Below are 26,233 nucleotides of genomic sequence, written 5' to 3'. Positions count from 1 at the left end.
GCAGTTTTAATTTAAAGCGTTTTCAAGTTGTAATGGTTTATCAAAAAATTCACTGTCAGGGTCCTCAGGATTTAGCGATACTGATTGTATAGAGGATTTCTTTTGAATCGCGGCAAAGACCAGGGGTAAAATAAGCAGTGCGGCAAAAGTGGAGGCGATCAGGCCACCGATTACGGCCCGGCCCAGCGGGGCTGTTTGCTCACCGGACTCGCTCAGACCGCTGGCCATCGGGATCATACCGACCACCATGGCGATGGAAGTCATCAAAATCGGGCGAAGTCTGACAGCACCTGCTACACGGGCTGCCTTGGTAGAATCATTGTACTGGATTCTCAGCGTCTCAGCATTGGTTACAATTAAAAGGGCATTGGCGACCGAAACGCCCACCGACATGATAATGCCCATATAGGATTGAAGATTAAGCGTACTTCCGGTAAGTAGAAGAATCGTAATCGAGCCTGCAAGCACAGCAGGGATTGTGACCAAAACAACCAGAGAAACCTTGACAGACTGGTAATTAGCGGCCAGAAGAAGAAATATGACCACGACAGCCAGGCCAAGTCCCAGGCTCAGACTTGACAGCGTATCTTGCAGCAGTTTAACCATTCCTTTCAGCTCCACAACGGTTCCAAGAGGCGGCGTGCCAGCCTCTTTCAAAGCGGTGCTGACATCAGCGGCCGCAGTGCCTAAATCCTTTTTATAAATATTAGCTGAAACCGTCACGATACGGCGGGGGCCAATCCGGTCAAATTCGCCTGGTATCGTTACTTTTTTGATCGTTGCCACATCACCCAGCGTTGGCCTGAGCTGACCCGCTACCAAAGGGATGTTTTCAATATCCTGAGCAGAGGACATCAGATATTCGGGAAGCTGTACCTGTACCTGATAAGCAAATCCTTTGCTTTGATCCAGCCAGAAGTTCTTGGCCGTAAAACGGCTTGAAGACGTGGCCGCCACCAGCGATTTTGAAACCTGATCTGCGGAAAGGCCGAACTGGGCTGCTTTGATACGGTCCACCTGAATGTCAAGGGTAGGATAATTTAGCGGCTGATTGATGCGGATATCCCTGAGATAACTGATTTTGCTGAGCTGCTTAATGATTTTATCGGCAAATTTTTTGCCGTCTGTCAGATCCTTGCTTCCCACCATGATTTCAATCGGGGTGAGCGCTCCCTGGCTCATGATCTTGTCGGTCAGCTCGATGGGCTCAAAAGAAACATTGGTTTCCGGCATATTCTGGCGGATCTTTTTTCTGATATTTTCCTTCAAATCATCGAGTGATTTTACTTTATATCCTTCGCCCAGGTTCACCTGCAAAACCGCTTCGTGAGGGCCTGCATTAAATACGTACAGCGCGCTGGTTCCGTAACTCGAAGGTGTCATCCCGACAAATGCCGAAGTAATATCCACATTTCTGGCCCCGACAATGCCTTTAATGATATTGATTGTTTTAATCACTTCCTGCTCAGTTCGTTCGATTCTTAGTCCTTGCGGCGCGATTAACCGGAGCTGAAACTGGCGCGAGTGATCCAGCTTAGGCATCATATCTTTTCCAATGGTCATATAGCCCAAAATAGCAATTCCAAAGCTGGCCAGCAGATATACCGGAATAACAATGAGTCTTCGTTTCATCATACCGTCGAGCACACCGAGATACCCCAGTTTAAAACGCTCAAAACCTGTTATTTTTTCAGGATGCTTTTCTTCATAGAGCTCCATTTTTATTTCATCCTTCTTATTGAGGTCATTGAGGATCTTTTTTTCATGCGGTTTTTCAGACACATGGTTTTTTAGCCACCAGTTCGAAAGGACGGGCACGAGAGACTGAGAGAAAATGTAGGAGGCAACCATGGAAAAGCCAACGGCCAGTGATAGCGGCATGAACATACCTTTGGGTACCCCGTTCATCAGAAGTGCCGGCGCAAAAACAGCCAGAATACAGAGCGTGATCAAAAGCAGCGGAAAAGAAACCTCCCGTGTCGCATCCAGAATGGCCCTTGATTTGGTCTTGCCCATTTCAAGGTGCTGATGTATATTTTCAATCACAACCGTCGATTGATCGACCAGAATACCGATGGCCAGGGCAAGTCCCGAAAGTGTCATGATATTGATGGTCTGACCTGCCAGATTCAGCATCAGAATGGCCGCCAAAAGACAGACCGGGATGGTCACGATCACCACCAGCGAGCTTCTGAGATCCCCCAGAAACAAAAAGACGACAAGTCCTGTCAGAAGCGCTCCGATAAGTCCTTCGGAAGCCAGACTTCCAACAGCGTTTATGACGTAAATGGACTGGTCAAATTCGTATTTTAATTGAATGTAATCGGGCAGAAGCGACTGCATTTCGGGAAGCTTCGCTTTCAGCGCGTTTACTACATTCATTGTGGAAGCATCTGAGGTTTTGGTCAGTGGGATATAAACCGAGCGTTTCCCATTAACCAGCGCATAGCCGACTGTTACATCCGAAGCATCTTCGACGCTTGCGATATCGCGTAGAAAAACCGTTGGTCCGGCCCCCTTATGAAGTGGAATATTAAGAAAATCCTCAACGTTGGTCATAATCGAGTTCATCGGTGTCATAAAGGTATAATCCCCCACACGGACATTACCAGCAGGAGCTATCTGATTGTTTTTTACAACAGCCTGCACAATTTCATCGGGCGTGAACTGGTAACTGCGCATGGCTTCGGGGTTGACCCTTACCACCACCGTACGCTCATTTCCTCCGAAGGGTGGTGGAGAAGAAGCTCCCGGAATCTGGGAAAACAAAGGGCGTATCTTGGTGGACGCATAATCCTGCATTTCATTGAGCGTTGCCTTTTTACTGGTAAAAACGAGCTGCCCTACCGGTAGATTGGTCGCGTCAAAACGCACTACGGTCGGAGGCACCGTGCCCGGCGGCATGTAGCTCATTACCCGGCTGACCTGGTTGGCAACTTCGCCCGCTGCCTGGGCCATATCTACGGTTTCGTAAAAGGTAAGTTTGACCAGACACAGTCCCTGGACATTTTTTACTTCAATATCCTTAATACCCGACACGTAAAGCATCTGGTTTTGATACCGGGTTGCGATGAACCCTTCCATCTGCGCTGGCGTCATGCCTCCATACGGCTGGGCAATGTAAATAGTCGGAAGATTCAGTTTCGGAAAAATGTCAACCGGAATCTGAAAAAGGGCCATCAATGAAAAGATGGCTAGGCCCAGTACCACCACCAGTACCATGACCGGTTTTGAAAGCGAACCTGTGAGTAATTTATCCATGAGTAAGCATTTAGTTCTGGTTGACCTGACTTAAAAATCCATTGATATTTCCGTTTGCAGCAGCCTTTTGAAGAAGCGCCCGCCATACGTTGTTATGGGCGACGATCTGGTCGATTTCTGCACGGTTCAAAAGGGTTACGGCCTGAGTTAATTCCAGGATGGTACTTAGCCCTGCTTTATAGCGGGCATCGGCCTGGTTATAAGCGTCCTGAGCAGCGCTTAACTGGACAGGTGCCTGGGTTACGGTTTGCAGAGCCGCACTGTATTGCAGGTCGGCACTTTCAAGCTCACCCTGAAGCTGGATCTGCATCTGATTGTAGCCCTGCTGATAACTCTCTGTGAGAAACTGCTGGGCTTTGGTCTGCTGCCTGGTCCTGAAAACATCGGAAATATTCCAAAGCGTCGAAACGCCCGCCATGTAATTGTAGGCGCGGAATCTTAGCCCGGATAAAGAAGCGTTGTAATTGAAATTTCCATCCGCATCGGTTTTATCAGAAATGCCTGAGCCTCTTCCCCATAAAGCGCCTACGGCCATGATCGAGGGCAGATAGGATTTTCGGATCGAAATCGCTTTTGCCTCACTGAACCCGATGCGTTTTTGGTAATATTGCAGCAAAGGATGCTCAGATGCATTCAGTTCGCTGACCACCGGGGACTGGTTAGGAAGACTGCGATTGAAACGATCTGCTACAAGCTGAAAATCAGAACTGCCCCCTCCCAAAAGTTGGGCCAGTTTTATTTTCTGGTCTTTGGCCAGCCGCTGACTTTCCAGCAGCAGCAGCGTTGCTTTGGAAAGTTCCGCCGTAGCCATGGAGCTATCGACACCCGGGCGAAGTCCTGCCTTAGCCGTTGCCTGAATGACATTGAAAAATTGCTGGGTACGTTCAAGATTTTTTTGCTGCACCTGCACCGCATCCTGGTAAACAAGGGCCATCAAATAAGCATCGGCCGCCCTTGCTTTCTGATCGAAAATTTCCCTATCGTAATCAGCCCGTGCTTGTTCTGTACCGACCCTATACATCGTTTCATCGGCCCTTTTCTTACCAAAGCTGGCAATTTTATAGCTTCCTAAAATGGTACTGAAACTACTCCATACCGCGTCGGCAGAGTAACCGTTTACCTTGATACTTCCGGTACTGGATATGGCGGTTCCACCATTGGGAAATGATGTGCCTCTTACCTGGTTTGAGGTTGCAAACAGCGCCTGCGCCTGAAAACTGAGCGTCGGACGGTTGTAGGACATCAGTTGTGCATTGCTTTCCGCCTGAGTGGCCTGGATTTCGGCAGCTTTGATTTTAACTGAAGGGTAATTCTCGACGGCCAGGTTTACAGCCTCAGTAAGCGAAAGTGTCTTGGGTATGGACTGGCCAGCTGTGTTTTGCCAGCTTGTCAGGGCCAGCAGCAAACAAGCTGCAAAATTGAATCGGATCATGACACGGTTTTTAATTACAGTGTCAAATCTAAAATGCCGGTCTAAGAGCCGTCTTAGACCGGCATTAGAATACGATTAGAAGATTTTAATGGCAAATGGATCGCAACGGTTGTACCCTTGCCGGCAACGGAGTCGATTTCGAATGTGCCCAGATGAAAATCAATGATTTTTTTAACGAGTGACAGACCTATACCAAATCCTGTGATTGTGCCCGTATTTTTTCCCCGCATCATCGGCATAAAAATATTTTCAAGATCCTCCGGTAATATTCCGATGCCTTGATCTGTAATGATGATCCTGATCAGTTCTTTTTCTTCAATAATTTTAATGCTGATGGGTTTAAAATCAGAATATTTACATGCGTTGTCGAGTACATTGTTAAAAGCGGATCTTAAAAGATGGGGTATACCTTCGGTGACTGCCTGAAAATCATCGCTGGCTGATTCATCCTGAATAAATTCAAGTTCCAAAGGCTGTGAAGGGTATTTTCGCTGAATGTAAGAAACCGAATCCATCACTAAATCCGTCACGTTGATATCGCGTTTATCGACCGTTAGGCGAAGCCCGTCGACCTCGGCTAAAAATAACAGATTATTGGATAGTTCAATGGCATGATTCACCTGGTTTACAGCTTCTTGTGCCGACTGCTGCAACTGGACTTTATCAACATCATAGGACAATGAAGTTTCCAAAACACCCTTGATTACGGTAAGCGGGGTCCGCAGTTCGTGGGAAGCGTAGGAAATAAAGCTTCGCTGATTGTCGGCAAGCTCTTTTATTTTTTGGAGCAGTCCGTTAAAAGAACTCGCAAGGGAAGCGGCTTCATCCTGTCGGGTGCCCTGGACAATTCTAAAACCAAAATCCGAAATTGGTGCCCTGTCCATCTGTTTGATCAACTCGTCAAAGGGAAGCATGGCCCGGCGCGAGAAAAAATAACCCGTAATGCCGATGACGATCAGGGCTAGAAGGTTTCCAAAAAAAAGCGAAAACCGAAGAGTCCTGCTCATATTATAGCCATGCACATCATAGGCGGTCACCAGGGCCACAAAGGGCTTGCCATTTTTAAAATAGGTCAGCGCAACACCTTCTTTTTTAAAATCAAAAAAAGGTGAGTTGTAAGCGAATTTATATTTTTTTTTAGAACGCACGGTTTTCAGAAATCCAGCATCTGGCACGTAATCACTGGTTTGAGCCGTAGCCACGACCAGATCGTTATGCTGATCATAAACTGCCTCGTACTGCTCTGCCAACGGGAAGAAATTATCCGTTTTAAACGTTTCAGGGCTACTGAGCATTTTTTTTGTGGCTTCTGCCCGGACAGAAAGCCTTTCAAGCATTAAATCGGCCCGGTAATCTTCATAGGAATAGTAGACAAACAATGAGAACAGCACAAGGATCGTCGCCACGACCAGCGTAAAGGCAATGGTAATGTTTTGTTTGATACTCATGGTTCGCGCAGAATATAGCCTCTCCCAATAATGGTATGAAGCAGTTTTTCACTGAATTGCTTGTCTATTTTTCGTCTTAGATAATTAATATAAACATCAATGATATTGGTGTTTGTATCAAAATGCAGATCCCAGACCCTTTCCAAGATGTCGTTACGGCTCATGATTTTTCCCTTGTTGTACATGAGGTATTCCAATAGTTCGTATTCTCTTTTGGTTAGGGTAATCTCCGTTTGCCCCCGGCGCACCTGTTGACTGTCCGTGTCCAGAGTCAAATCACTTACTTTCAAAATTTTTGTCGGCCGGGAAAAATTATTGGTTCTTCTAGCCAGTGCCTGTATCCGGAGCAGCAGCTCCTGAAAGGCAAAGGGCTTTGTGAGGTAATCGTCAGCACCGGCGTTGAAACCTAACACCTTGTCATGAAGCATGCCCAGTGCGGTCAGCATGATCACAGGGGTTTGTGGCCAGTTATCTTTGATAAACCGGCACAGATCATACCCGTTGATGCCGGGGAGGTTTACATCCAGGATAATAGCGTCAAATTTTCTTTGCTCGCAAAGACTTTTTCCTATCATGCCATCATAGGCAACTTCAATGGTAATTTGTTCACTAAGAAAGCCTTTCTTGATAAATCCAGCCAGTTTCGGATCATCTTCAACCAGTAGTATTTGCATCTTGTTCCCGTTTGTTTTCACGGCGAAGATAACGCTAGTAGTTTGGCTTTGGAAATACCCCATCGTATTTGAAGATGTTCTTGCTGACGTCTGAGAAAGAAACGTGCCCGGCTTACATATCGCATTTCTGGGCAGCTGTCGGCAGCTATATCAAAGAGAATAGAATTTCTGTTAATGCTCAGAAGGTGCTTTCAAAGAGATTCTTGCAGGGGAATCAGGATGATTTCTTCATTAAATTCTACCAAGCCATTCGATACTATTTCTCAGTAATCTTATTTTTTTCTCCTGTTCCATTTTTTTTAACAATCTGGATATGACCTCACGGGACGAATTCAGGTCATTAGCAATTTCCTGATGCGTAATGGACAAAATATTGTTTTTGTTTCTTTCAAACTGGTTTTTCAGATAGAATTCCAGCCTTTCATCCATTCCTTTGAAGACTACATTGTCAAAAACAGAGAGCAGCTCTTCAAAACGGGCCCGGTAGTTAGCAATAACAAAGTAGTACCACGTTTTGTATTGTTGCATCAGCTCGTCCATCAGCCGGATCGGGATCATGATCGCAACGGTGTCTTCCACTGTTTTGGCCATGATCTCGCTGGCTTCCTGTTTTGTGTTACAGATCATCGATAACGCACAGGCACTGCCTGCTTCCAGTTCATAAATAAAGGCTTCTTCTCCGTCATCTCCCTGACGGTACAGTTTAACCCGGCCGCTTCCGATAAGTAACGTGTGTTTTATAAATTGTCCTTTTCGTATGATGATTTCTCCCGCAGGTATTTCTCGCAGCATGCAAAGTTTTGTCAGGCGCTGTTTTAGCTCAGGCTCAAAATCGGGAAAAACGTTGTCAAGATAATAAGATATTTTTTCAGTCATAGAGAGCTAACTAATAAGGCAATGCATAGGGTAATAAATCAAACTCATTCAAAAACGTTCCTTCCATTTGAATGGCCAGAAGGATTCTAAGGCTGGTGACAATTCAATGATTGTAAAGTTCGATATAATAATATTTTCCTTATGTGACTTTTATCACTTTCCGGTGGTTCAATGCTTTTGGATTATAATTGATACGAAAATGGAAATTGCAGCTTACATAGCGTCTGTGTTTATTGGTGTTTCACTGGGCTTGATCGACTGGATCTTTCTGCTGAAAATAGCGGCTATCGCCATGGTCGGAATCATCATCGGAGGTGTGCTGGCTAACTGCGTAGATGCGGCTTTATTAAAAAAAGGATTTGGCTGGTGACGGGCATTTACATTATTTCAAAGGAGTTGATCGAAATGTGGGTATATGCTCAAATTCTTCTCGGAACGAACGGTGAAGATAGGGTAAGCCCAGAAAATGAGCGTTAGTAGCCATCGTATAAATAACTTGATGAAATTCTTTTTGTTTCTGAATTTTCTTTTTCTAGGTGACAATTATCACTGACCGGCAGCGGAGACCTTCCGAACTTTGTATCGTTAATTCAAATAATACTTTAAATCTTAAACATTTTAGGATATGCAAATCGAGCAGATCTATACGGGGTGTCTTGCGCAGGGCGCATATTATATTGAAAGTAATGGAGAGGCGGTGGTCATTGATCCGCTTCGTGAGGTGGAGCCTTACATCAACCGGGCAAAAAAAGATGGAGCAAAGATAAAGTATGTGCTCGAAACGCATTTTCATGCAGACTTTGTATCAGGCCATATTGACCTTGCTGAAAAAACGGGTGCTCAAATCGTCTTCGGCCCAACCGCCAAACCAGGCTTCAAAGCGCTCGTAGCCTTGGATGGTCAGATTTTGAAAGTGGGTGATGTCACTTTTACGGTCCTCTATACGCCGGGGCACACGATGGAAAGTACTTGTTTTCTTTTAAAAGATGAGCAGGGCAAAGAGGTCGGGATTTTTACGGGGGATACGCTGTTTATTGGAGATGTGGGACGTCCGGATCTGGCACAAAAAATTTCAGCTGATCTAACACAGCAAAAGCTGGCCGAACACCTTTTTGACTCTTTACGTGAGAAAATTATGCCGCTCTCTGATGACATTATTGTGTATCCTGCCCACGGCGCCGGAAGTGCCTGTGGCAAAAATATGAGCAAGGAAACGACCGATACGCTGGGTAACCAGAAAATGTTTAACTACGCGCTGCGGGCTGATATGACCAAAGGTGAATTTGTGAAAGAGGTGACAGACGGCCTGATGCCGCCACCCGCTTATTTTCCGGAAAATGTGATGATGAATATCCGGGGATACGAAAGCATTGATACAGTACTCGAACGTGGAACGCATGCACTGGAACCTGCGGCCTTTGAAACAGCTGCTAATGAAACGGATGCGGTGATGCTCGATACCCGGGATGCAGAGATTTTTGCCAAAGGTTTTATACCCAATTCCATCAACATCGGAATCAATGGAAGTTTCGCGCCATGGGTGGGTACGATGATACCGGACATCAAGCAGAAAATTTTACTGATTACGGAGCCGGGGCGGGAACAAGAAGTCGTGACGCGTCTTGCGCGCGTTGGTTACGATTATACGATCGGGTATTTGAAAGGCGGGATCATTGCATGGATTACAGCCGGTAGGGAAGTTGACCAAATCGAATCGCTGAATGTCGGGCAGGTAAGCGAACGTTTGAAATATGATCCTTCCCTAATAATTCTCGATGTTCGCAAAGCAAGTGAATTTGATTCAGAGCATGTCATTGGTGCGGAAAACATTCCCCTCGACTATCTTAATGATAATCTGGCTCAGATCGATCGAAGCAAAACGTACGCGGTGCATTGTGCGGGTGGCTACCGCTCGATGATCTTTAATTCTATCCTGAAAGCAAGGGGATGTGACAATCTGATTGATATACAAGGAGGGTTTAAGGCGATCAAGGAGTCTGGTAAGTTTGAAGTAAGCAACTTCGTTTGTCCAAGTACACTATTATAAAGATGATTATGGGAATTATTTCAATATTATTCGGAACTAGCAAGACAGACTTTAAAAGTCTGGTTGATGCAGGCGCAGTTATCGTTGACGTACGTAGTCCGCAGGAGTTTGCATCAGGTCACATTGAGGGCAGCGTTAATATGCCGCTCGATACAATGAGCTCAAAGTCGGCGCTTTTAAAAAGGGGCGGAAAACCTGTAATCACCTGCTGTCGGAGCGGTGCCCGAAGTGGGCTGGCAGCGGAGGTTTTGAAAAAGGCAGGAATTGAAGTTTACAACGGCGGTGCTTGGGGAAACCTTCAAAGAAAAATTCAATAAAGACATTTTTTAAACTATTCCGGAAATAGTAAAACAGCCCGGCGTATATCTGCTGCGTAGGGACAAACTGAGACACTTCCGGGATTTATCATCATGGCTGGTCTAAACTAATCTGAAAACAATGAAAGCAAACATGGGAATACTCGACCGGGTCTTGCGCGTGCTGATCGCCGTTGCTATTGTGATCCTTTATTATACCAATATTATCTCAGGTACAGTCGCGATCGTGCTGCTTGTATTTGCAGGTGTTTTTATGCTAACCAGCTTCATTAGCTTTTGTCCTCTGTATTCGATTCTTGGATTTCATTCAAACAAATCGACAAAGTAATTCCATTTGGATGTTTGGAGGTCTGGCCAGGAACGATCAGGATATAAAGGACGGTTATTGATAGAAAGCTGAAAAATAACAGGTCAATATGAATATGAAAAAAGAATGGTTTTCGACCTCAAATATATTTTCGGCAGTACTGATAATATTTGCCGCTGCCATGGTAATAAGTCCTCAGGTTAAGGGATGGACGATTCAAAATTTGATGAAAATCGGCCTGTTTCAGCCCAGGATAGATAAAATACAGAATGACAATAAGGCAGCTGAGCCTTTGCCGAACATCCTTTTCAAAGATGATTCTGGGGACATAGTTGATCTGACATCGCTTAAAGGTAAAGTTGTATTCATTAATTTCTGGGCAACCTGGTGCCCGCCATGTATTGCTGAGATGCCATCAATTAATGCATTACATGACCGGTTTGGGCGGAATGAAAATGTTGTATTTCTGATGGTGGATGTCGATGGTAATTTTGAAAAGTCAAATAACTTCATGAAGCAACATCAATATAATTTGAATGTCGTGAGTTCTGTCAGTGCGATACCTACTTTTTTTATGCAAGGGACAATTCCAACCACAGTCATCCTGGACAAAGACGGAGGAATCGTATTCAGGCAGGAAGGTGCCGCTGATTATAGTAACCCAAAGCTGGTGAATATGATCACCGAGATGATCCGTTAAAACAGCTGATCCCTGTTTACCAGATTCATTAACACATCCCTGTAAGTTTTGCTGATTGGAATTTCTTTCCCTTTAAGATGAATGATATTTCCCTGAATGGAATCAATTTTTCCAAAATTAATGATGAATGAGCGGTGAACACGCATGAACTTTGGAGACGGGAGCAAACCTTCTATTTTCCCAAGAGGTACCAGCGTCATAATCTTTTCTTTTCCGGTATAAATCAGAATGTATTCGCCATAGGCCTCTATATAATCAATCTCATCGTACAGGATTTTGTGGATACTGTAATCGGATTTCACAAAAATAAATTCCTGTGAAGAAACATTCCGGGCTGCCGGATTTGGATCGGTTAATCCTGTTTTTGGAATTTGTTGTATGTGGCTAATATACTCCGAAGCCCGGTTTACGGCCTGGAAAAATCTTTCGAACGAAATTGGCTTTATAAGATAATCCAGCACAGAAAGCTCAAAGCCTTTGATCGCATATTCGGTGTATGCCGTGGTAAAAATGGTGACGGGCTTTTTTTGCAAGGATTGCAAAAAGGCAATGCCGCTCAGCTGAGGCATCTGTATATCAAGAAACATCAGATCAATCTTTTGATCTTGCAAAATACCTTGCGCTTCCATCGCGCTCGAACAGGCAGCAACCAGGTTTAGACCCGGAATTTTGCCGATGTAATCCGATAGAAGTCTTCTTGCAAGCAGCTCATCATCAATCACCAAACAATTAATTTTCATAAGCGGGCAGCTTTAAGGATACCTGGTACTGATCAGCAGTCTCCGTGATTTCTAAATTATAATTTGCTCCATATATCAGTTCCAGTCGCTTTTTGGTATTGAGCAGTCCAATTCCGCCGGATTCTGTTGCCATTTTTTCGACTTCCCTTTTAGTGTTCGTACAAGTGAAACAGATAAACTTCGAATCATCCACAAACAGATCTATTTGGATAAATCCATCGTGATTAACGTCAAGATCCGAATGTTTAAAGCTGTTTTCAACAAAGCCAAGTATCAGAAGCGGAGCGATCGAGTGCTCTGAACGAATGCCGCGAACTTCTAAACTTACACGGTTAAAATGCGTTTCAGATTTTAATTTCTGCATTTCAACAATATTTTCCAAGAAACGGACTTCTTTCTCCAACGAAACTTTCTGGGTTTGGCATTCATATAACATGTAACGTAATAGCTCGGAGAGCTTCATGATCATCGGGGCAGCATTGTCGTCTTTCAGGTAAGCGAGCGTGTAAATGTTGTTGAGTGTATTAAACAAAAAGTGGGGATTGATCTGATTTTTGAGTGTTTCCAGTTCAATTTCAAGTTGCTTTTTAGCAAGCTCGGATTGCCGGCTTAACGTTTGAAATCGGTCTGCCGCGAATTTGTAGGCCGTACTGATGATAAGAATAATAAATAAAAACAGATAGATCCTGGTAAACTGGAATGCTCTGGGAAATCGAAGTTCCCTTCCCCAGGAGGTTGTCTGCAAATTCGGCTCAACCAAGGTAAGATGAACCTTCGTAAATGCAAACAGTACGAGGAAAGCAATCAATCCATATAGCATGTATTTTCTTTTTTCGAAAAATTCAGGGATTAAAAAACGGATGTTGATATAAGCAACTGCTGCCTGGGCGCTCACATTAACTGTAGCTGCCCAGGCAGCATGGTCAAATTCCTGGAAGCTCGAAAGCATCAGTACCCATATCAGCCAGTAACTAATCCACAATAAATGTGGATTAGTTGAATGTTGGAATTGCCTGGACAAATTATTCATGAATAGCAGATTATACCGCAATGGTAGCAGAAAAGGGCGAAATTTTAAAAAATACCCAATGAACTTCCATTTTCATCCCCTGAATTCATCGCTTTTTCCTTTCAAAGGTTCCGGATGGGTTAAATTTCACTCATGGGCAGGTAGAGTACGTTCAATTGAAAGATCTGGTGATTGGCAGAATAAGTTTTTTGTGAGGAAAGCTTATTTGTTGTTTTGAATTGTCAAACGACATTGTCTAATAATCAAATCTTTTAACCATGAAAAAAACAATTGTAATAATCACAACTTTCCTCAGTTTAATGTTTGCAGCAGCTCAACTATTCGCCCAAAGTGAATTGAAGGAGATGCCAGCCGGCCAGCGTGCCAAATGGCAGACCGAAAGAATGACCACTTCGTTAAAACTGGATGCAGTACAAACTGAAAAAGTTGGACAAATCAATCTGAAATATGCTCAAAAGATGGATCCTGTCATTCAGGGTGCAGGCAGCAAAATGTCCAGGTTCAAAGCCTTTAAGTCGATCAATAATGATAAAGAGGCAGAATTGAAAGGAGTGCTTACTCGTCAACAGTTCGATCAGTTTCAAAAACAGCAACAGGAAATGAAAGATAAATTAAGAGAGCAACGACACTAAACATGAAAACGATGAAAAAAATAGCAGTAGCCGCCATTGGAATCGCTTGCCTGCTGATGGTCGTAAAAGTACGAGCACAGGACAAAAAGGTTGATCAGGCACTTCGCAGCGAATTGAAAGCCTACATCTTGACCCATGTTCAGCCGGTTATGAAGCTGAAACGGGAAATTCTGGAAAACGAATTGACCGAACTTGAAAAGAGACAAATCTCTGGGCTGAGAATGCAATTAGCAGAGATACGCAAAGCAAGGAAAGCGTCAAACCGGACGTTTATGGAAAGAATGGATGGCAAAGAACTGGACGAAACCCAAACAACAATGAATCTATCCGAACGAAAACAGGTCCGGAAGATCATGATGGAAGCATTTTCGATTGCCGATAAACATGAAAAAACGATTGATCAGATCGGACTGGATACCAGGGCTGACCGGGAGAGATGGAGAAAAGAGTTAAAAGAGATCGTGATCAAGTACAATGGTAATGCAGCCGGCGTTTTTTTAGCACGCTTAGAGCGTATTGGGGCTGGACAATCGGTGAGGCCAGCTTTATTTCTTCTTTGGGATCCTGAAAAAAAATATTGACCTTTTATTAAAATAGAAATGATAAAAATCTTGATTTCTTCTTTTGTTGCGCTGATTTCTTTGGCATGTAGCACACAAAGCGTTGTCCCGGATGATTCAACTCCTTCCTATGATTTCACCGCGGTAGATAAATTCATTGAAACAAATGTGGCGGATTATAATGACCAGGTAGTCGTGCTGGTATCGCAAAACGGAAAGCTGATCTACCACAAAGCAATAGGCCTGGATTCAACGAGCGTCAAGCCGATCGCGTCTGCTTCTAAATGGCTGTCCGCGGCAGTGATCATGAGTTTGGTTGATGACCATAAAATTTCGCCCGATGATACGGTTGGTAAGTTTCTACCCATCTTCACGGCGAATAAAAAGGGCAATATTACCATCAGGCAACTGTTTTCGCATACTGCTGGTTTTGACGGGGATTCAAAGCAGGGATACGAATATCAGCGTGATATTACCCTGGCCGCAGCTGTTGATTCTATTGCGTTGTATGTTCCCCTTGTATTTTCTCCTGGATCTGCGTTTAGCTATGGAAGTTCAGGCATGCACATTGGAGGCAGGATTGCCGAGCTTGTATCAGGCAAATCATGGCAGGATTTATTTAATGAAAAGATAGGATACCCGTGTCAGATGAATGTCCGTTATGGTTCGGCATCCAATCCAATTATAGCTGGCGGGGCAAATACGTCTGCGGCAGATTATCTGAAATTTTTGGAAATGATTGTAAACAAAGGGACTTATGCAGGAAAGCGGGTTTTAAGCGAAAATGCACTGGCAGTTATGCTGTCTGATCAAACAAATGGAGCGGTTATAAAGGCTACGCCGTATGCAACCAATCCTTTTTCTCCATATCTAAATTCCTCTATCCGGTACGGAATGGGCAACTGGCTTGATGTTGTGGATGTAAACGGCCATGTGTTCGAAAGCAGTAGCCCTGGACTTTTCGGAACGCATCCATGGCAGGATTCCAAAAATAAGATTGCCGGAATTATACTTACGCAAACTACACCTAAAAAAAGTAACCTGACCAGTCTTGAAATTAGAAAAATGATCCGGGATGTTATAGAGTAGAACCCGAAGGTGAGGGTAATCATCTGACTCAATCAGGTGATTAGAATGGTTGCAAATTAAACCTTGGGTGCGTTTTAAGGTCATAGACTTGAATGCTGGCAAACAATATCCATCTATTTTAGTTGGTATTGCTGAAATTGCCAAAAAATCTGGATGTTTGAAAGATGGAGAGGCAATACACCATGTCTTTTTATTTTTGAGCAAATTGCCGAAAGAATTGATTGAAAGTATCGAAATCTGATTCACAAAGCCCCCTGAATTCACTTCTGGTGGATTTTAATTTATAATTCATGCCTTGCATCGATGTTATTTTGAAATGGATAACGATAGGTGCATTCGGGTCTTGCCGGGGATTATTAAATTCGTAGTTCTCAATTTGAAAAATGTCAATTCCGGTAACGACAATAATCAGTTTTCGGATAGTTGATTCTTCAAAATGGCTGTCAGTCATGAAGGAGCTTATTAGTTGCGTAAGGTCTATCAATTTACTAAAATAACTTATTTAAATGAAATAAGTTAAGCTTTATCCATAATTACCCTTATCAGTACGAAGTTGGTCGGCTCATTGGGATAAATGGTTTAGAAAAGCATGTTATACGACATAAAAATATTCTTTTTAGTCAGGAGATCTCTGGCAGTTTCTGTTGAGATAAACAACTTGAAATTCCATTTGTTAAAATAGGGACATCTGGGATTGCAAAGGCGTGTCTGTTCCCAATGGCGGAAGATTTTCATAGTGCCATGGTTCAAACGTAGCTTTTCCGTCGGGCCGAACTGCCTTTCCGCGGATCGAATAAACAGGACTGAAATCCAAAAGCCCGCTAGGAAGTTCATATTCAAAAACTGCCTTCATATCATCCTCGGAGAAATGAGGTGAAACCCAGAAGTCTTCCAGTTCCGGTGTTAAAAAAAGCGGCATCCTGTGCCGATGCTCACCGGAATTATGAATGCCTTTCATGGTCTGGTTCGCAGTACGCGTCAGCATCGTAAAGCTACCTTGGGTTATGATTTCTCCGTTTGTGCCAACTGTTTCCAGAAGCTGATAAAGGCTCGGGATGTGCTGAATGCCACGATCCTTCATCCAGATGTAGTACGGCACTTTGTTTTTCCATCCTGCAATTTCGCGGTGCTCATAGGTTCCGCTCAAAGGAATCAAGCATCGGTTGGTACGAAGTGTGTACCAGTAGGAGCGCTTATCACGCAGTACGCGTTCGGATTGTGCGTTGGCCATGCTGATACGCTGTTTGACTCTTTGCTTTGGATCTGTCAAATAGCTCGGGTCAACAAACCACTGCATATCAACCAAAGATAATTCGCCATCTTTTTGAATAACCACCGGAAGCGAAGCGAAGGAAAAAGATTGGGTGTGCTGTTGCAATACCGTACTCTGGCTGATCCGTTTATCAATAATCTTTGGGAAAGCCTGCTTGGTTAGCGCTATGTCAGAATGAAGCGCAATATCGTAACACATATATTTATTTGATTAAATCGTAAGCGTCGAATTCTTTTAAAGGGCCATTTGATTGGACAATAGCTTTTAACCTGCCATTTTGAAAGGCCAGCTCAATATCAATCCCGTCCTTGATTCGGATGGTGGTATTGGCCTTTAAATATAAAACAATATTTTTCTGATAATGTTTCAATACTTTACTGGCCCAGTGGGCATCGCGGAAAGTGTTTAAGAAAAGAAAGTATTTGGGATCATCGATCAGCGGTGTAATCCTTTGGATCCCGACTTGCAGATCAATCAAGCGTCCTTGCTTTACATCAAGTTTTTCAGCATGTGCCCTGGCAGGTTTCCGGTAGGTCGGGGGCCATCGTCAAAAACGTGACCAAGATGCAACCCGGTTTTACTTTCAACGACTTCATCCCGCACCATGCCAAGCGATTCATCTGTCACAACTTTTACCGCTTTTTCATTGTAAGGTTTGTAAAAACTTGGCCATCCGGTTCCGCATTCAAACTTTGTGTCTGAGGTGAACAAGGTGTCACCGGTTGCTGCGCTCACATAAAATCTCTTTTTGTGGTTGTTCCAATATGGATTCTGATATGGGCGTTCGGTTCCTCTTTTAACCATAATGGCATACGCTTCTTTCGACAATTCGCTCTGCCATTGTTCATCTGTTTTTGTGACGGGATACGTACTTTTTTGAGATACCTTTTGTTGTTTGTTCTGGCTGCATGCGGCAGCGGAGCACAAAATGATGAGCGGGGTTTTAGTTTATAATTTTAAATATGTTTTTCCATTTCAGTCCTGTTTGCAGCGCTGATAGCACCGTTCTGGTTGTTTTGCAAGAGAACAATCACTTCCAGGTTGTCTGAGCCCACACCAGCTGGAATATTGATATGTCCGGTCCCGCTGGTTTTTTCGCTGAGCTTTATAGTTTCTACGGCACGAGTGATTTGCACGTGCGACAAAGTTCTACCTGCATTTTCGCCGGCCCTTATTTTGCTTTCTGCGGTTTTCTGTACAAGCGCAACGATAAGCGACGAATTTCCAGCCAACCCGTCCACGTGGAAATCAAAAACTACCTGATTTTTATCTGCTTTCACATTTTTCAAACCGATGGTTGCAACCGCTTTTTTACCTAATCCTGCTGCAATCGCGTTACGCAGCGAAGCTTCCTGGGATCCTACAAATTCAGTTTTGCCATCCACCACAGCCTGAGGTGTGTACACACTCGGCAGTTTCAACCAGCTTGCGTACTGGCGCTGTCTTTTGGTAAAGGCTGGGTCACTGAACACATCCTTCCAGCCCAGCCGGTTCCAGTAATCGACGTGAAAAGCAAGGATGTACACAGGTTTGCCTTCATTTTCTTTCTGGATCCGGGCAATCAGCGCATCGGCTGACGGGCAACTGGAACAGCCTTCCGAGGTAAAGAGCTCAACTACTGCAAAGCCGGGATAGGTTTCAGATTCATTTTTTATACCCGATTTAACAAAATCCGGAGAGGCTGAAATCAGAAGGCTTAGCCCAAGCACGCATATTAAAAATGATAATATTTTCATTTGATAGCAGATTATAACAAATATACGCTCCAATCATATTAAACGATTTTCTGGAGTTCGTGAACCAGTGTTTTCCTTTATTCTCCCAAAAACGCAGAGCCAAACAAGTGATTGAATTGCTGGCAGTGGATTAGTGCATACTTGTATTGGCTAAAATCCGGAGTTCCGCTTATTGGATATACCTGCGTACCGCTGATGGATTTTAATGAACCAAGATCTATAAAGTCTTTGGGAGTAGCTTCTTTTGACAGGTAGACGTGCAGGTCCGGGCCGTTGCTTGTCATAAAGTTGTCGAGAACCAGGCTGTATTTTCCTTCCAGCATTGCGATTTTGGCATTTCCGGTAACCGATTCTCCCACCGTAGATGAGAATTCCCCGGTTACCGTTATGACAGCGAGGCTGTCTACTTTTTCGATAATCGGTTCAACAGGTGTGTTTTCCTCCCGCTTGCAGGCAGCGATGATGAGGGTGAACATCAGGACATAAACTAAGTTTTTCATGAGTTTTGATTTTTTGAATTGAATTTTAAAACCGATAGGAAACGCCCAGACCGAAATTGTTTGCCTTATTTCTGAAACGGTCTATAACTGTGCCGTCTGGCGCCGTTTGTTTTACACTTCCAGCGGTATATTCTGTAAATAAAAACTGATAAATCGCCCGAACGCCCCATTTGTCGCCCAGCATGTATTTAATGAAAAACTCTGAATTCAATGAGCCCTGATCGTGATCGCCGGTAAGAAGCAGATTGAACGTCGTAGGTTTGGAAACAGGGTCGGTACTCATCTCTCCGTTGGTTTTGAATATCGAAGAGGACTTTCGCCCGAAAGACGCACCGATCAGATCGATATTAAATCCTGCACTTAACTTTGGCGTGAAATTATAGCCGAGGTTAATCGTGACATTCAGCGCGTTAACAAAAGGACGCTGGACGGTTAGCGTGTCCCAGTTTTCTGTCTTTTGGCCTGCAAAGAAAATGACAAATGGTGTCGTAAACGTACGCGTCAGACGCGCCGGTCCTGCTGTTGTGTAGGTTAGTTTAGTACCTGCCACGCTCGTTAACCTCGCACCAAGGCCTGCTTCAATTTTTCTTTTCTTTCCGATACGCCAATTGTAAACATACGACAGCGCCCCCGTTCCCTGTGATTTTCCGATGGTGCCGGCCAGGTCAACAAACTGGTTTATGTTTGGATTTTTCGTTTGCTGCGCCTTCAGAGTACAAGCAGTGATAAGAAAACAGATAAGGGCAATTACTTTTGTTTTCATAAAGTTGGTCAATTAACGATTTTTGAAAAAGTATTTCTCTTAAAGCATTAGTTTTTTGAACCTGTCGCCGCTCAAACTTTTGAGAAGGGAAATCAGCCGGTTCTTTTCAAAAACAACCAGAAAAACACAGCATATAAAAACAATCAGTGCATATATAAAAAGCTGACCATGATCGTTTTGTACTTCAATTCCAAGTATGGTAAGATGTGATATCAAAGCGCCTGATATTACGCCTAACGCGATCAATGCACCTATACCCGTTGTAAAGGGTACAAGAATCAGAACTGCGGCAATGAGCTCAACAATGCCCGATGCTATCCGTCCCCATGGCTCTATTCCGAGTTTTGAAAATATATAAACAGATTCTTCCGCTGCCGTAAATTTAAAAAACAATGTTTGGAGCAGGATAACCGCCGGGATTATACGCAGTATCCAGAAAACGATTTTGTTTGGTTTATTTGCCATTTTGATGAATTTTTTTGTTGAAATGTATTTTTTCGAAAGCGGAAAGCCGTCAAGGTTTATCCTTGATCTCCACCCAGTTTTTATCAGCCTTTTCAATGTATCCCATCTGGTCTTTATTCCATGCTGTCTGTACTTTCTTATTGTAATTGAAATAAAGTTTATTTTCTTTCACCGTCCAGGTATCCGTTTCAGTTGGTGCTTTGTGGCCGTCCGCTGTTCCATAAGCGCAATAGCCGCCGTATTGCGGAGCATATTTTTCAGGGTCTTTTTTGAACAGATCCAGGTTTGCCTGATTTTCAAAAAGCCAGTTGGTATCTTTCCAGCGGTAGGTGAAGTTTTCGATTCCCTTTGTCGCCTTGGCGTCTGTGTGGAAGGCTACTACATCGTAACCTTTGATGGCTATCCCATCTTTTTCGAATATCTCTGATTTTTGAGCGAATGTTATGGTCAATGCACCGAGCAGAAACAACGAAATTAAAATTGATTTTTTCATGATGATTTTCTTTTAAATAATTGGAATGGTTTATTTTGAAAGTTTTGCCCAGTTCGCATCCGCCTTCTTTTTCAGGCTGACTTCGTCTTTGTTCCAGGATTTGAGCGTGTTGTTGAAGTACTTGTTATAGAACAGATAGAGCTTACCGTTCAGCACCTTGAATGTCCCCGGATCAATCTCGACTTTCTCGCCGCTTTCTCCCATCGCATAGGCGCACCAGCCTCCATATTGGGGTTTGTATTTAGCAGGTTCTGATTTAAATAAGTCCCGGTTTTGAGCGGAAGTAAAATAGTAAGTGACACCGGCGTCCGAAGTAGAAATTTCTTTTTTACCTTCAATAGCCTTATTGGCAGTAAAATAGGCTACCGGATCGTATCCTTCGATGGCGAGGCCGGATTTTGAAATATTTCCCAGCTTTTTGGTCGCGTCCTGTGCAAAAACTGGAGCTGAGAGGATAGAGAAAAAAAGAATAACGATTAGATTTTTCATTGTATTTAAATGGATTGGTATTTTTAAAGGTTTACTGGCGATAGGTTTAATTCAAAATTCAGCTTTACTTTATCGGACATTCCGATCGGGTTTCCGCCGAACTTCCAGTCTTTGCGGTTGATTTCAACATTTGCTTTGATGATAGCGTTTGAACCTGTTTTCAAAAAGGTAAAAGGTATTTTCACACTTTTAGTGACCGTTTTCAGTGTCAGATCAAATGTTCCGGTATAACCTGTGGCCGCTTTTTCGATCTTTGTTGATTTCATAGTAATGCGCGGATATTTGATGGCTTCAAAGAATTGCTCCTTTTCTTTTAAGTGGCGGTCTCTGAGGCTATTGCCGGTGGTTAATGTTGCGGCATCCACACTTCCTGAAATGCTCGCACTTTCGGGATGGAGCGGATCGAAAATAACAGATCCTTTAAACCCTTTGAATGTTCCATCTACATCGGCCCCAAACATGCTTGCCTGAAAGGAAATGTTGGTGGACTGCACATTCCATGTCTGTGCGGTCAGAATGCCTGGGGTAAAAATGCAGATGGCAAAAAACAGGTACTTGATCATAGGTTATTTTATTTATGCCATCCAAAAGGCGATTAATATCAGGCCGTTTGTTTGTGTTGTACAGTCGAATAAGCAACCCCGAAATTTTTGGATAACCGGATATGCCTGAAATCAACTTTCACAGCTATAGCCATAATTGCCATATGATGCACCGCATGTTCTACATTGTAGAGTAGTTCCCTGTAAAAAGTGGTGGTGATCTTAACATCATTTTTTGTATCAGAAGAGTAGGATGCTTCCAGTTTCAGTACCATGTCTTCTTTCATCAGCCGCATCAGAACGATGAGCTCTTTCATTTTAGAAACAGCTTCGCGGGGGCTGTTTTCAAGTGCCAGATTACGGTCTCTTTTGTCATAATTGAGTCTGCCCGTGTTGCCTGCGCGCACGGCCAGGTCGTAGAATTCCAGGATGTGCCGTAAGTGCCGGCCAACAGAATTGTTTGATAACAGATCAAGGGACCTGGTATATTCTTCCTGCGAAAATTGGTCTGTCATTTCAATAAGCTGACCTAAAATTTCTATGGAAACATCTTGTAATTTCATAGCTTGAAAGTATGTTTTGAGTTGCGTCTTATACCTATCCATACTTCAAACGATGTGCCCACTATCAAAACAAGTAAAAAACAGCCTCTATGCGCTGAAATCGTACAATTAGAACATAAACGAGTTTATGCCAGGAATTGAAATTTCCGATATTTCGTAAATGTTCGGTTCTTTCGTAATTGAAGAACTGGAATTTTTTAAATCGCTGGCTGGTCTCCAAACAGAAAAGCTGCAATACCTGATTTAATCAGCAATATTTGCGTTTGAACAGAACCTGATTATGGAAAGGAACAGAATTTGAGCATCTTACCTATCATAAGTAGCTTACAAGTATGACCGTTTTTATGAAAATATTGACAAGGGGTTTTTTGATATACATTTTCTTATCAGGTTTCCGTTTGGCTGTGTTTGGCCAGGGCGTGGGAACACCGCTGATCCAGCATTTTAGTCCAAAAATATACCAGGCACATCCGGAGAATTGGGCAATCGTGCAGGATAAACGCGGGATTATTTACGTAGGTAATGAAAGTGGTGTGCTGGAATATGACGGTAGTACCTGGAAACTGATCGAGGTGCCTGGCAGTTCCGTTAAGTCACTGGCAGTTGGGGGGGACGGGGTTGTATATGTGGGTTCGTCCACTGATTTCGGTTATCTGTTTTCCAAACCTGGCGGACAAGTTCAGTATATATCGTTAAGCAAAAGATTGCCTGCCGCTGAGCGTAGTATTTTGTCTGTAAACCGGTTGTTTTCTGATTCAACGGGAATTTATTTTTGTACAGTCAAAAAAATTTACCGCTATCAGGGGAAAAACAGCTTTAAAATCTGGAAAGCAGAAGACCGTTTTTTGTCGGCGAGTTTTATTCGTAATACTTTGTATGTGCAGAAGTCCTCGGGCCAACTAATGCAACTGTTTGGTAATGAACTTAAACCGGCATTGAGCGGTGCTCAGTTTGTAAATCTGAAAATCCAGGCACTTCTCGAATATTCTGAAAATCGCCTGCTTGCCGTGACCGAGAAGAACGGCCTGTTTATTTATTCTCCCACAGCACTTTCGGCTAAGTTACAGCCCTTAAAAACGGCATCAGATGAATGGCTCAAAAGTGCAGGGATCACCGGAGCTATCTGTTCTTTCAACAAAGAATCGAAATCTTATCTGTTTTTTATTTCAAGTCAGTTTGGAGGCATCCGTATCCTGAACGAGCACGGAACGGAACAAATGCAACTCGATGGCTCCACCGGATTTAACCAGAATAGTATTGCTTCATTGTACCTGGACAAGCAGCTTTCCCTATGGGCCATGACGGGCAGCGGCATTTGCCAGATCGGTTATAACCTGCCCGTGAGCAAATTTGGAAGAAGCCAGAATATCAATTCAACCGTATGGAGTATCACCCGGCATGAAGGCCGGCTCTATGTAGGAACGGGTATTGGTCTTTTGGGCTGGAATAATGTCCGACAGATTTTCGAACCGGTAGCCGGGATAAAATATGCGTGTCGTACATTGCTTTCAGACGGAGCAGATCTGTATGCAGGGACTTCTGAAAATATTTTTCGGATCAGAAAAAATACTGTGGTACAGGTTTTAAATACGGGCGGGGAATCTGTTTATGCATTGCTGAGGCCAAAAAGCCATCCGCAGCTGCTTCTCGCAGCGCTGTCTAACGGCGTATTTTTGTATCAGTTGGAAAATAATTCCTGGAAGTCCATCGGCAGAATCAAGGATCTCCATGCAGATTGCCGGTCTCTGGCAGAAGATGTAGATGGGGCTGTTTGGGTGGGTACAAATAAAAATGGATTTTTCAGGCTAAACCTGGAAACTGGGCTCAAACTGGATATTGCACATAAAAAACTAGGTGCCGGATTAAACGACCTTTCCTGGAATTACGTTTTTTCTACTTCCAGTGAGCCGAAATTCACTTCAAAAAATCACGTTTACGAATTTAGCAGAGAGAAAGGGAAGTTTGTTGAGATACCACTTTTCAAAAGTGTTCTCCGGGATTCAGCCAATAGTGCGCCTTATTTTGTTGAAGACAGCGCCAGAAACTGGTGGTTCGCTAATCCCCTTGGTATTCTCAGGCAATTGCCGGACGGAAAAACAGAGTGGGACAGTCTTAGCCTGATGCCGATCCAGCGTAAAGGGTATTGTATTTATCCGGAAAAAACAGGGATCGTTTGGGTTGGGAATGATGAAGGTTTGTACCGTTATGACGGTATCCAAATGGCCATGCATCCATCGTACCCTGTGCTGATCCGTGAAGTGAGACTGTTGCTAAATGATTCATTATTAAATATTTCGGATCAAAAGGTAAACCAGGCAGGAGTGCTGAAAACGCCATTGTCTTACAATTTCCGCGATGTATCTTTTCGTTTTGCTGCGACTAGTTATGTGGGGGAAACAGGAAACGAATTTCGCTATAAGCTGATCGGTGATGGTGTGATGGCGACTGATCTGGAATGGTCTCGCTGGTCAAAAGAAAGCTGGAAAGATTATACCAATTTACCTGCCGGGCATTATGTTTTTCATGTCATGGCCAGAAACCCTTACCGTGAGCTGAGCCAGGAAAGCAGCTTTTCATTCGATATCCTCGATCCATGGTTTCGGACCTGGTGGGCCTATTTACTTTATGCTTTGGCAGCTTTTCTGATGGTTTGTCTGGTGATCTGGTTATATACACGCCGCCTGAAAAATGAAAAGGATAAGCTGGAAAGTCTGGTCGATAGCCGCACTGCTGAGGTGGTTTTGCAAAAAGAGGAACTTGTCGAGCAGGCTGCCCGGTTGCAACTTGCCAAAGACGTTGCCGAAAAAGCCAACCATGCAAAAAGTGAATTTCTGGCCAATATGAGCCATGAACTTAGAACGCCTCTCAACGGCATTCTGGGTTTCGCACAGGTACTGCAACGCGAGCCGGCGCTGACTACGAGCCAGGAAAAGGGGTTGACCGTGATCCGGAAAAGTGGCGAACATTTATTGAACCTGATTAATGAGGTGCTGGATATTTCAAAAATCGAGGCGCAGAAACTGGAAATTCAAAACGCAGCATTTAGCTTGTCCGGACTTCTTGAAGACACAGCCAGCCTGTTTCAATCCCGGGCAGAAGAAAAAGGACTTACTTTCAGGATGATCGCAGACGAGCATTTGCCGGTTGTCGTTGCAGGCGATGAAAAGCGGATTATGCAGGTGCTCAATAATTTACTGGGTAATGCAATCAAATTCACCGAAAAGGGAGGCATTGTTTTTCAGATCACAAGCAAGATATTAAATTCCGATTTCCATCAACTGAAATTTAATGTAAAGGATACTGGCATCGGGATTTTAAAGGAGGATTTAAGTGAAATATTTATCCCCTTTCATCAGGTTAAAGATCAACGGTTATTCTCCGAGGGAACCGGACTTGGACTGGCTATTGCCAATAATCTGGTTGCGTTAATGAACGGGTCGCTGGAAGTTGAAAGCGAGATAGGGAAGGGGAGTGTTTTTACGTTAAATCTGGTCCTCAGGCAGGTGGCTGAGGAATCGGAGGTTGCCTTGTCGCAACGCGGAATAACAGGTTATACCGGCGAACAAAAAACCATTTTGATTGTTGATGACCACGCTGAAAACAGGGAAGTTGTGATTCAATTGTTGGCATCGATCGGCTTTTTTGTTCTGGAAGCGTCTGACGGAAAAGAAGCGGTAGAACTTGCTTCGACATCCATTCCGGACCTTGTCATTATGGATCTGGTGATGCCTCGTTTAACCGGATTTGAGGCCGTCAACCTCATGAAAAAGAACCCGGAATTGTCACAAACCAGAATGATCGCTTTCTCAGCAAACGTTTTTGAATCCAACCAAAATCGTAGTTTAAGTGAGGGTTTTGACGATTTTGTATCCAAGCCAATCGATGTGTCGGCATTGTTGTGCTCCATAGGTAAATTGCTGAATCTGGAATGGACTTATGCAAACCAGCGTCAACCAGCCCATGCTTTGGAAACAGCTGACGATTCAGAATCCAGTGATAACCTTCCGCCCGTAGCCGAACTGCAAGCATTGCACGAATATGCTTTGAGGGGTGATATTCAGTGGATTATGGATAAACTGGATGAAATTGAAGTAGAGTATCCGGAGTCGATTGGGTTTGTTAAGCAAATGAGAAGATGGGCCGGGGAGTTTGATATGGGTAGGATTCGGGCGTATTTGGAGGGGAATTTGATTGTGAACAAAATTTATAACGGAAAATGAATATATTCATGATATTATACGATGAGTGCTTCAAATATTAATTTAAGTACCTTTGCCAATAATTTATTCCAGAATA

28 protein-coding genes are annotated in these 26,233 nt (G+C 43.6%); 9 read left to right on the top strand and 19 right to left on the bottom strand.

What is annotated here, in order from left to right; genetic code table 11:
• Window positions 1-6: 6 nt before the first annotated feature.
• The 5 genes from FDK13_RS21745 to FDK13_RS21725 form a co-directional block, all read right to left on the bottom strand.
• On the bottom strand, window positions 7-3,261 hold the full coding sequence (locus FDK13_RS21745; protein ID WP_137342122.1) for an efflux RND transporter permease subunit: 3,255 nt from the start codon (window positions 3,259-3,261) through the stop codon (window positions 7-9).
• A 10-nt stretch (window positions 3,262-3,271) separates the two neighbouring features.
• Complete coding sequence (locus FDK13_RS21740; protein ID WP_137342121.1) at window positions 3,272-4,693, bottom strand: TolC family protein; 1,422 nt, start codon at window positions 4,691-4,693, stop codon at window positions 3,272-3,274.
• A gap of 53 nt (window positions 4,694-4,746) precedes the next feature.
• Window positions 4,747-6,141 (bottom strand): sensor histidine kinase, encoded by a 1,395-nt coding sequence (locus FDK13_RS21735; RefSeq protein WP_137342120.1) that lies wholly within the window; start codon window positions 6,139-6,141, stop codon window positions 4,747-4,749.
• Window positions 6,138-6,815: a response regulator transcription factor gene (locus FDK13_RS21730; protein WP_137342119.1), complete on the bottom strand. Its 678-nt coding sequence runs from the start codon at window positions 6,813-6,815 to the stop codon at window positions 6,138-6,140. The genes FDK13_RS21735 and FDK13_RS21730 overlap by 4 nt, the downstream gene beginning before the upstream one ends.
• Window positions 6,816-7,046: 231 nt before the next feature.
• On the bottom strand, window positions 7,047-7,691 hold the full coding sequence (locus tag FDK13_RS21725) for a Crp/Fnr family transcriptional regulator (RefSeq protein ID WP_137342118.1): 645 nt from the start codon (window positions 7,689-7,691) through the stop codon (window positions 7,047-7,049).
• Between the two features lie 199 nt (window positions 7,692-7,890).
• Here FDK13_RS21725 and FDK13_RS35515 point away from each other — a divergent pair, with 199 nt between their 5' ends.
• From FDK13_RS35515 to FDK13_RS21705, 5 genes are all read left to right on the top strand, one after another.
• On the top strand, window positions 7,891-8,061 hold the full coding sequence (locus tag FDK13_RS35515; RefSeq protein ID WP_170982876.1) for a hypothetical protein: 171 nt from the start codon (window positions 7,891-7,893) through the stop codon (window positions 8,059-8,061).
• Between the two features lie 255 nt (window positions 8,062-8,316).
• Window positions 8,317-9,738, top strand: a complete 1,422-nt coding sequence (locus FDK13_RS21720) for an MBL fold metallo-hydrolase (RefSeq protein ID WP_137342117.1) — start codon at window positions 8,317-8,319, stop codon at window positions 9,736-9,738.
• Window positions 9,739-9,746: 8 nt separating this feature from the next.
• Window positions 9,747-10,055, top strand: coding sequence for a rhodanese-like domain-containing protein (locus tag FDK13_RS21715; protein WP_137342116.1), 309 nt, complete (start codon window positions 9,747-9,749; stop codon window positions 10,053-10,055).
• Between the two features lie 121 nt (window positions 10,056-10,176).
• Window positions 10,177-10,383: a YgaP family membrane protein gene (locus FDK13_RS21710; protein WP_137342115.1), complete on the top strand. Its 207-nt coding sequence runs from the start codon at window positions 10,177-10,179 to the stop codon at window positions 10,381-10,383.
• An 88-nt stretch (window positions 10,384-10,471) separates the two neighbouring features.
• On the top strand, window positions 10,472-11,062 hold the full coding sequence (locus FDK13_RS21705; RefSeq protein WP_137342114.1) for a TlpA family protein disulfide reductase: 591 nt from the start codon (window positions 10,472-10,474) through the stop codon (window positions 11,060-11,062).
• Here the strand turns inward: FDK13_RS21705 and FDK13_RS21700 are convergent.
• Together FDK13_RS21700 and FDK13_RS21695 are read right to left on the bottom strand one after the other, a co-directional pair.
• Complete coding sequence (locus FDK13_RS21700) at window positions 11,059-11,802, bottom strand: LytR/AlgR family response regulator transcription factor (RefSeq protein WP_137342113.1); 744 nt, start codon at window positions 11,800-11,802, stop codon at window positions 11,059-11,061. The genes FDK13_RS21705 and FDK13_RS21700 overlap by 4 nt on opposite strands.
• Complete coding sequence (locus FDK13_RS21695) at window positions 11,792-12,751, bottom strand: sensor histidine kinase (RefSeq protein ID WP_170982875.1); 960 nt, start codon at window positions 12,749-12,751, stop codon at window positions 11,792-11,794. The genes FDK13_RS21700 and FDK13_RS21695 overlap by 11 nt, the downstream gene beginning before the upstream one ends.
• A 338-nt stretch (window positions 12,752-13,089) precedes the next feature.
• On the opposite strand from FDK13_RS21695, the gene FDK13_RS21690 reads away from it, so the two are divergent.
• Genes FDK13_RS21690 through FDK13_RS21680 form a run of 3 tightly spaced genes read left to right on the top strand, consistent with a single transcriptional unit; the run spans window position 13,090 to window position 15,113 of the window.
• Window positions 13,090-13,464: a DUF4890 domain-containing protein gene (locus FDK13_RS21690; RefSeq protein ID WP_137342111.1), complete on the top strand. Its 375-nt coding sequence runs from the start codon at window positions 13,090-13,092 to the stop codon at window positions 13,462-13,464.
• Window positions 13,465-13,475: 11 nt separating this feature from the next.
• Window positions 13,476-14,045, top strand: coding sequence for a hypothetical protein (locus FDK13_RS21685; RefSeq protein ID WP_137342110.1), 570 nt, complete (start codon window positions 13,476-13,478; stop codon window positions 14,043-14,045).
• 18 nt (window positions 14,046-14,063) lie between these two features.
• Complete coding sequence (locus FDK13_RS21680; RefSeq protein ID WP_137342109.1) at window positions 14,064-15,113, top strand: serine hydrolase domain-containing protein; 1,050 nt, start codon at window positions 14,064-14,066, stop codon at window positions 15,111-15,113.
• Window positions 15,114-15,303: 190 nt separating this feature from the next.
• On the opposite strand, the gene FDK13_RS21675 is transcribed toward FDK13_RS21680, so the two are convergent.
• The 12 genes from FDK13_RS21675 to FDK13_RS21620 all read right to left on the bottom strand — a co-directional run bounded on the left by FDK13_RS21675 (window position 15,304) and on the right by FDK13_RS21620 (window position 21,937).
• On the bottom strand, window positions 15,304-15,564 hold the full coding sequence (locus FDK13_RS21675) for a hypothetical protein (protein ID WP_137342108.1): 261 nt from the start codon (window positions 15,562-15,564) through the stop codon (window positions 15,304-15,306).
• A 222-nt stretch (window positions 15,565-15,786) separates the two neighbouring features.
• Window positions 15,787-16,584: an SOS response-associated peptidase gene (locus FDK13_RS21670; protein WP_137342107.1), complete on the bottom strand. Its 798-nt coding sequence runs from the start codon at window positions 16,582-16,584 to the stop codon at window positions 15,787-15,789.
• Window positions 16,585-16,588: 4 nt separating this feature from the next.
• A complete protein-coding gene (locus FDK13_RS21665; RefSeq protein ID WP_137342106.1) occupies window positions 16,589-16,864 on the bottom strand; it encodes a ribosomal protein S21/MRP21 in 276 nt (91 codons plus the stop codon).
• An 11-nt stretch (window positions 16,865-16,875) separates the two neighbouring features.
• Window positions 16,876-17,313: a peptide-methionine (R)-S-oxide reductase MsrB gene (gene msrB / locus FDK13_RS21660; protein WP_220417404.1), complete on the bottom strand. Its 438-nt coding sequence runs from the start codon at window positions 17,311-17,313 to the stop codon at window positions 16,876-16,878.
• Window positions 17,314-17,342: 29 nt separating this feature from the next.
• Entirely contained in the window at window positions 17,343-18,122 is a 780-nt protein-coding gene (locus FDK13_RS21655; RefSeq protein WP_137342104.1) for a DUF1223 domain-containing protein, read from the bottom strand.
• Window positions 18,123-18,199: 77 nt separating this feature from the next.
• Window positions 18,200-18,622 (bottom strand): DM13 domain-containing protein, encoded by a 423-nt coding sequence (locus tag FDK13_RS21650; RefSeq protein ID WP_137342103.1) that lies wholly within the window; start codon window positions 18,620-18,622, stop codon window positions 18,200-18,202.
• A 25-nt stretch (window positions 18,623-18,647) separates the two neighbouring features.
• Entirely contained in the window at window positions 18,648-19,385 is a 738-nt protein-coding gene (locus FDK13_RS21645) for a hypothetical protein (RefSeq protein ID WP_137342102.1), read from the bottom strand.
• A 39-nt stretch (window positions 19,386-19,424) separates the two neighbouring features.
• Window positions 19,425-19,850: a DoxX family protein gene (locus FDK13_RS21640; protein WP_137342101.1), complete on the bottom strand. Its 426-nt coding sequence runs from the start codon at window positions 19,848-19,850 to the stop codon at window positions 19,425-19,427.
• Window positions 19,851-19,899: 49 nt separating this feature from the next.
• On the bottom strand, window positions 19,900-20,343 hold the full coding sequence (locus FDK13_RS21635) for a YHS domain-containing (seleno)protein (RefSeq protein ID WP_137342100.1): 444 nt from the start codon (window positions 20,341-20,343) through the stop codon (window positions 19,900-19,902).
• 30 nt (window positions 20,344-20,373) lie between these two features.
• Entirely contained in the window at window positions 20,374-20,832 is a 459-nt protein-coding gene (locus tag FDK13_RS21630; RefSeq protein WP_137342099.1) for a YHS domain-containing (seleno)protein, read from the bottom strand.
• A 23-nt stretch (window positions 20,833-20,855) separates the two neighbouring features.
• Window positions 20,856-21,395 carry a YceI family protein gene (locus FDK13_RS21625; protein ID WP_137342098.1) on the bottom strand — a complete coding sequence of 180 codons (540 nt, stop codon included), beginning with the start codon at window positions 21,393-21,395 and terminating at the stop codon, window positions 20,856-20,858.
• A gap of 38 nt (window positions 21,396-21,433) precedes the next feature.
• Complete coding sequence (locus tag FDK13_RS21620; protein ID WP_137342097.1) at window positions 21,434-21,937, bottom strand: DinB family protein; 504 nt, start codon at window positions 21,935-21,937, stop codon at window positions 21,434-21,436.
• Between the two features lie 344 nt (window positions 21,938-22,281).
• Between FDK13_RS21620 and FDK13_RS21615 the strand changes: the two genes are divergently transcribed.
• Window positions 22,282-26,157 carry a hybrid sensor histidine kinase/response regulator gene (locus FDK13_RS21615; protein ID WP_170982874.1) on the top strand — a complete coding sequence of 1,292 codons (3,876 nt, stop codon included), beginning with the start codon at window positions 22,282-22,284 and terminating at the stop codon, window positions 26,155-26,157.
• Window positions 26,158-26,233 lie beyond the last annotated feature (76 nt).

Origin of the sequence: Dyadobacter frigoris, assembly GCF_005280585.1 — a bacterium.
Taxonomy (GTDB): domain Bacteria; phylum Bacteroidota; class Bacteroidia; order Cytophagales; family Spirosomataceae; genus Dyadobacter; species Dyadobacter frigoris.
This window is presented reverse-complemented; position numbering and strand designations above follow the sequence as displayed.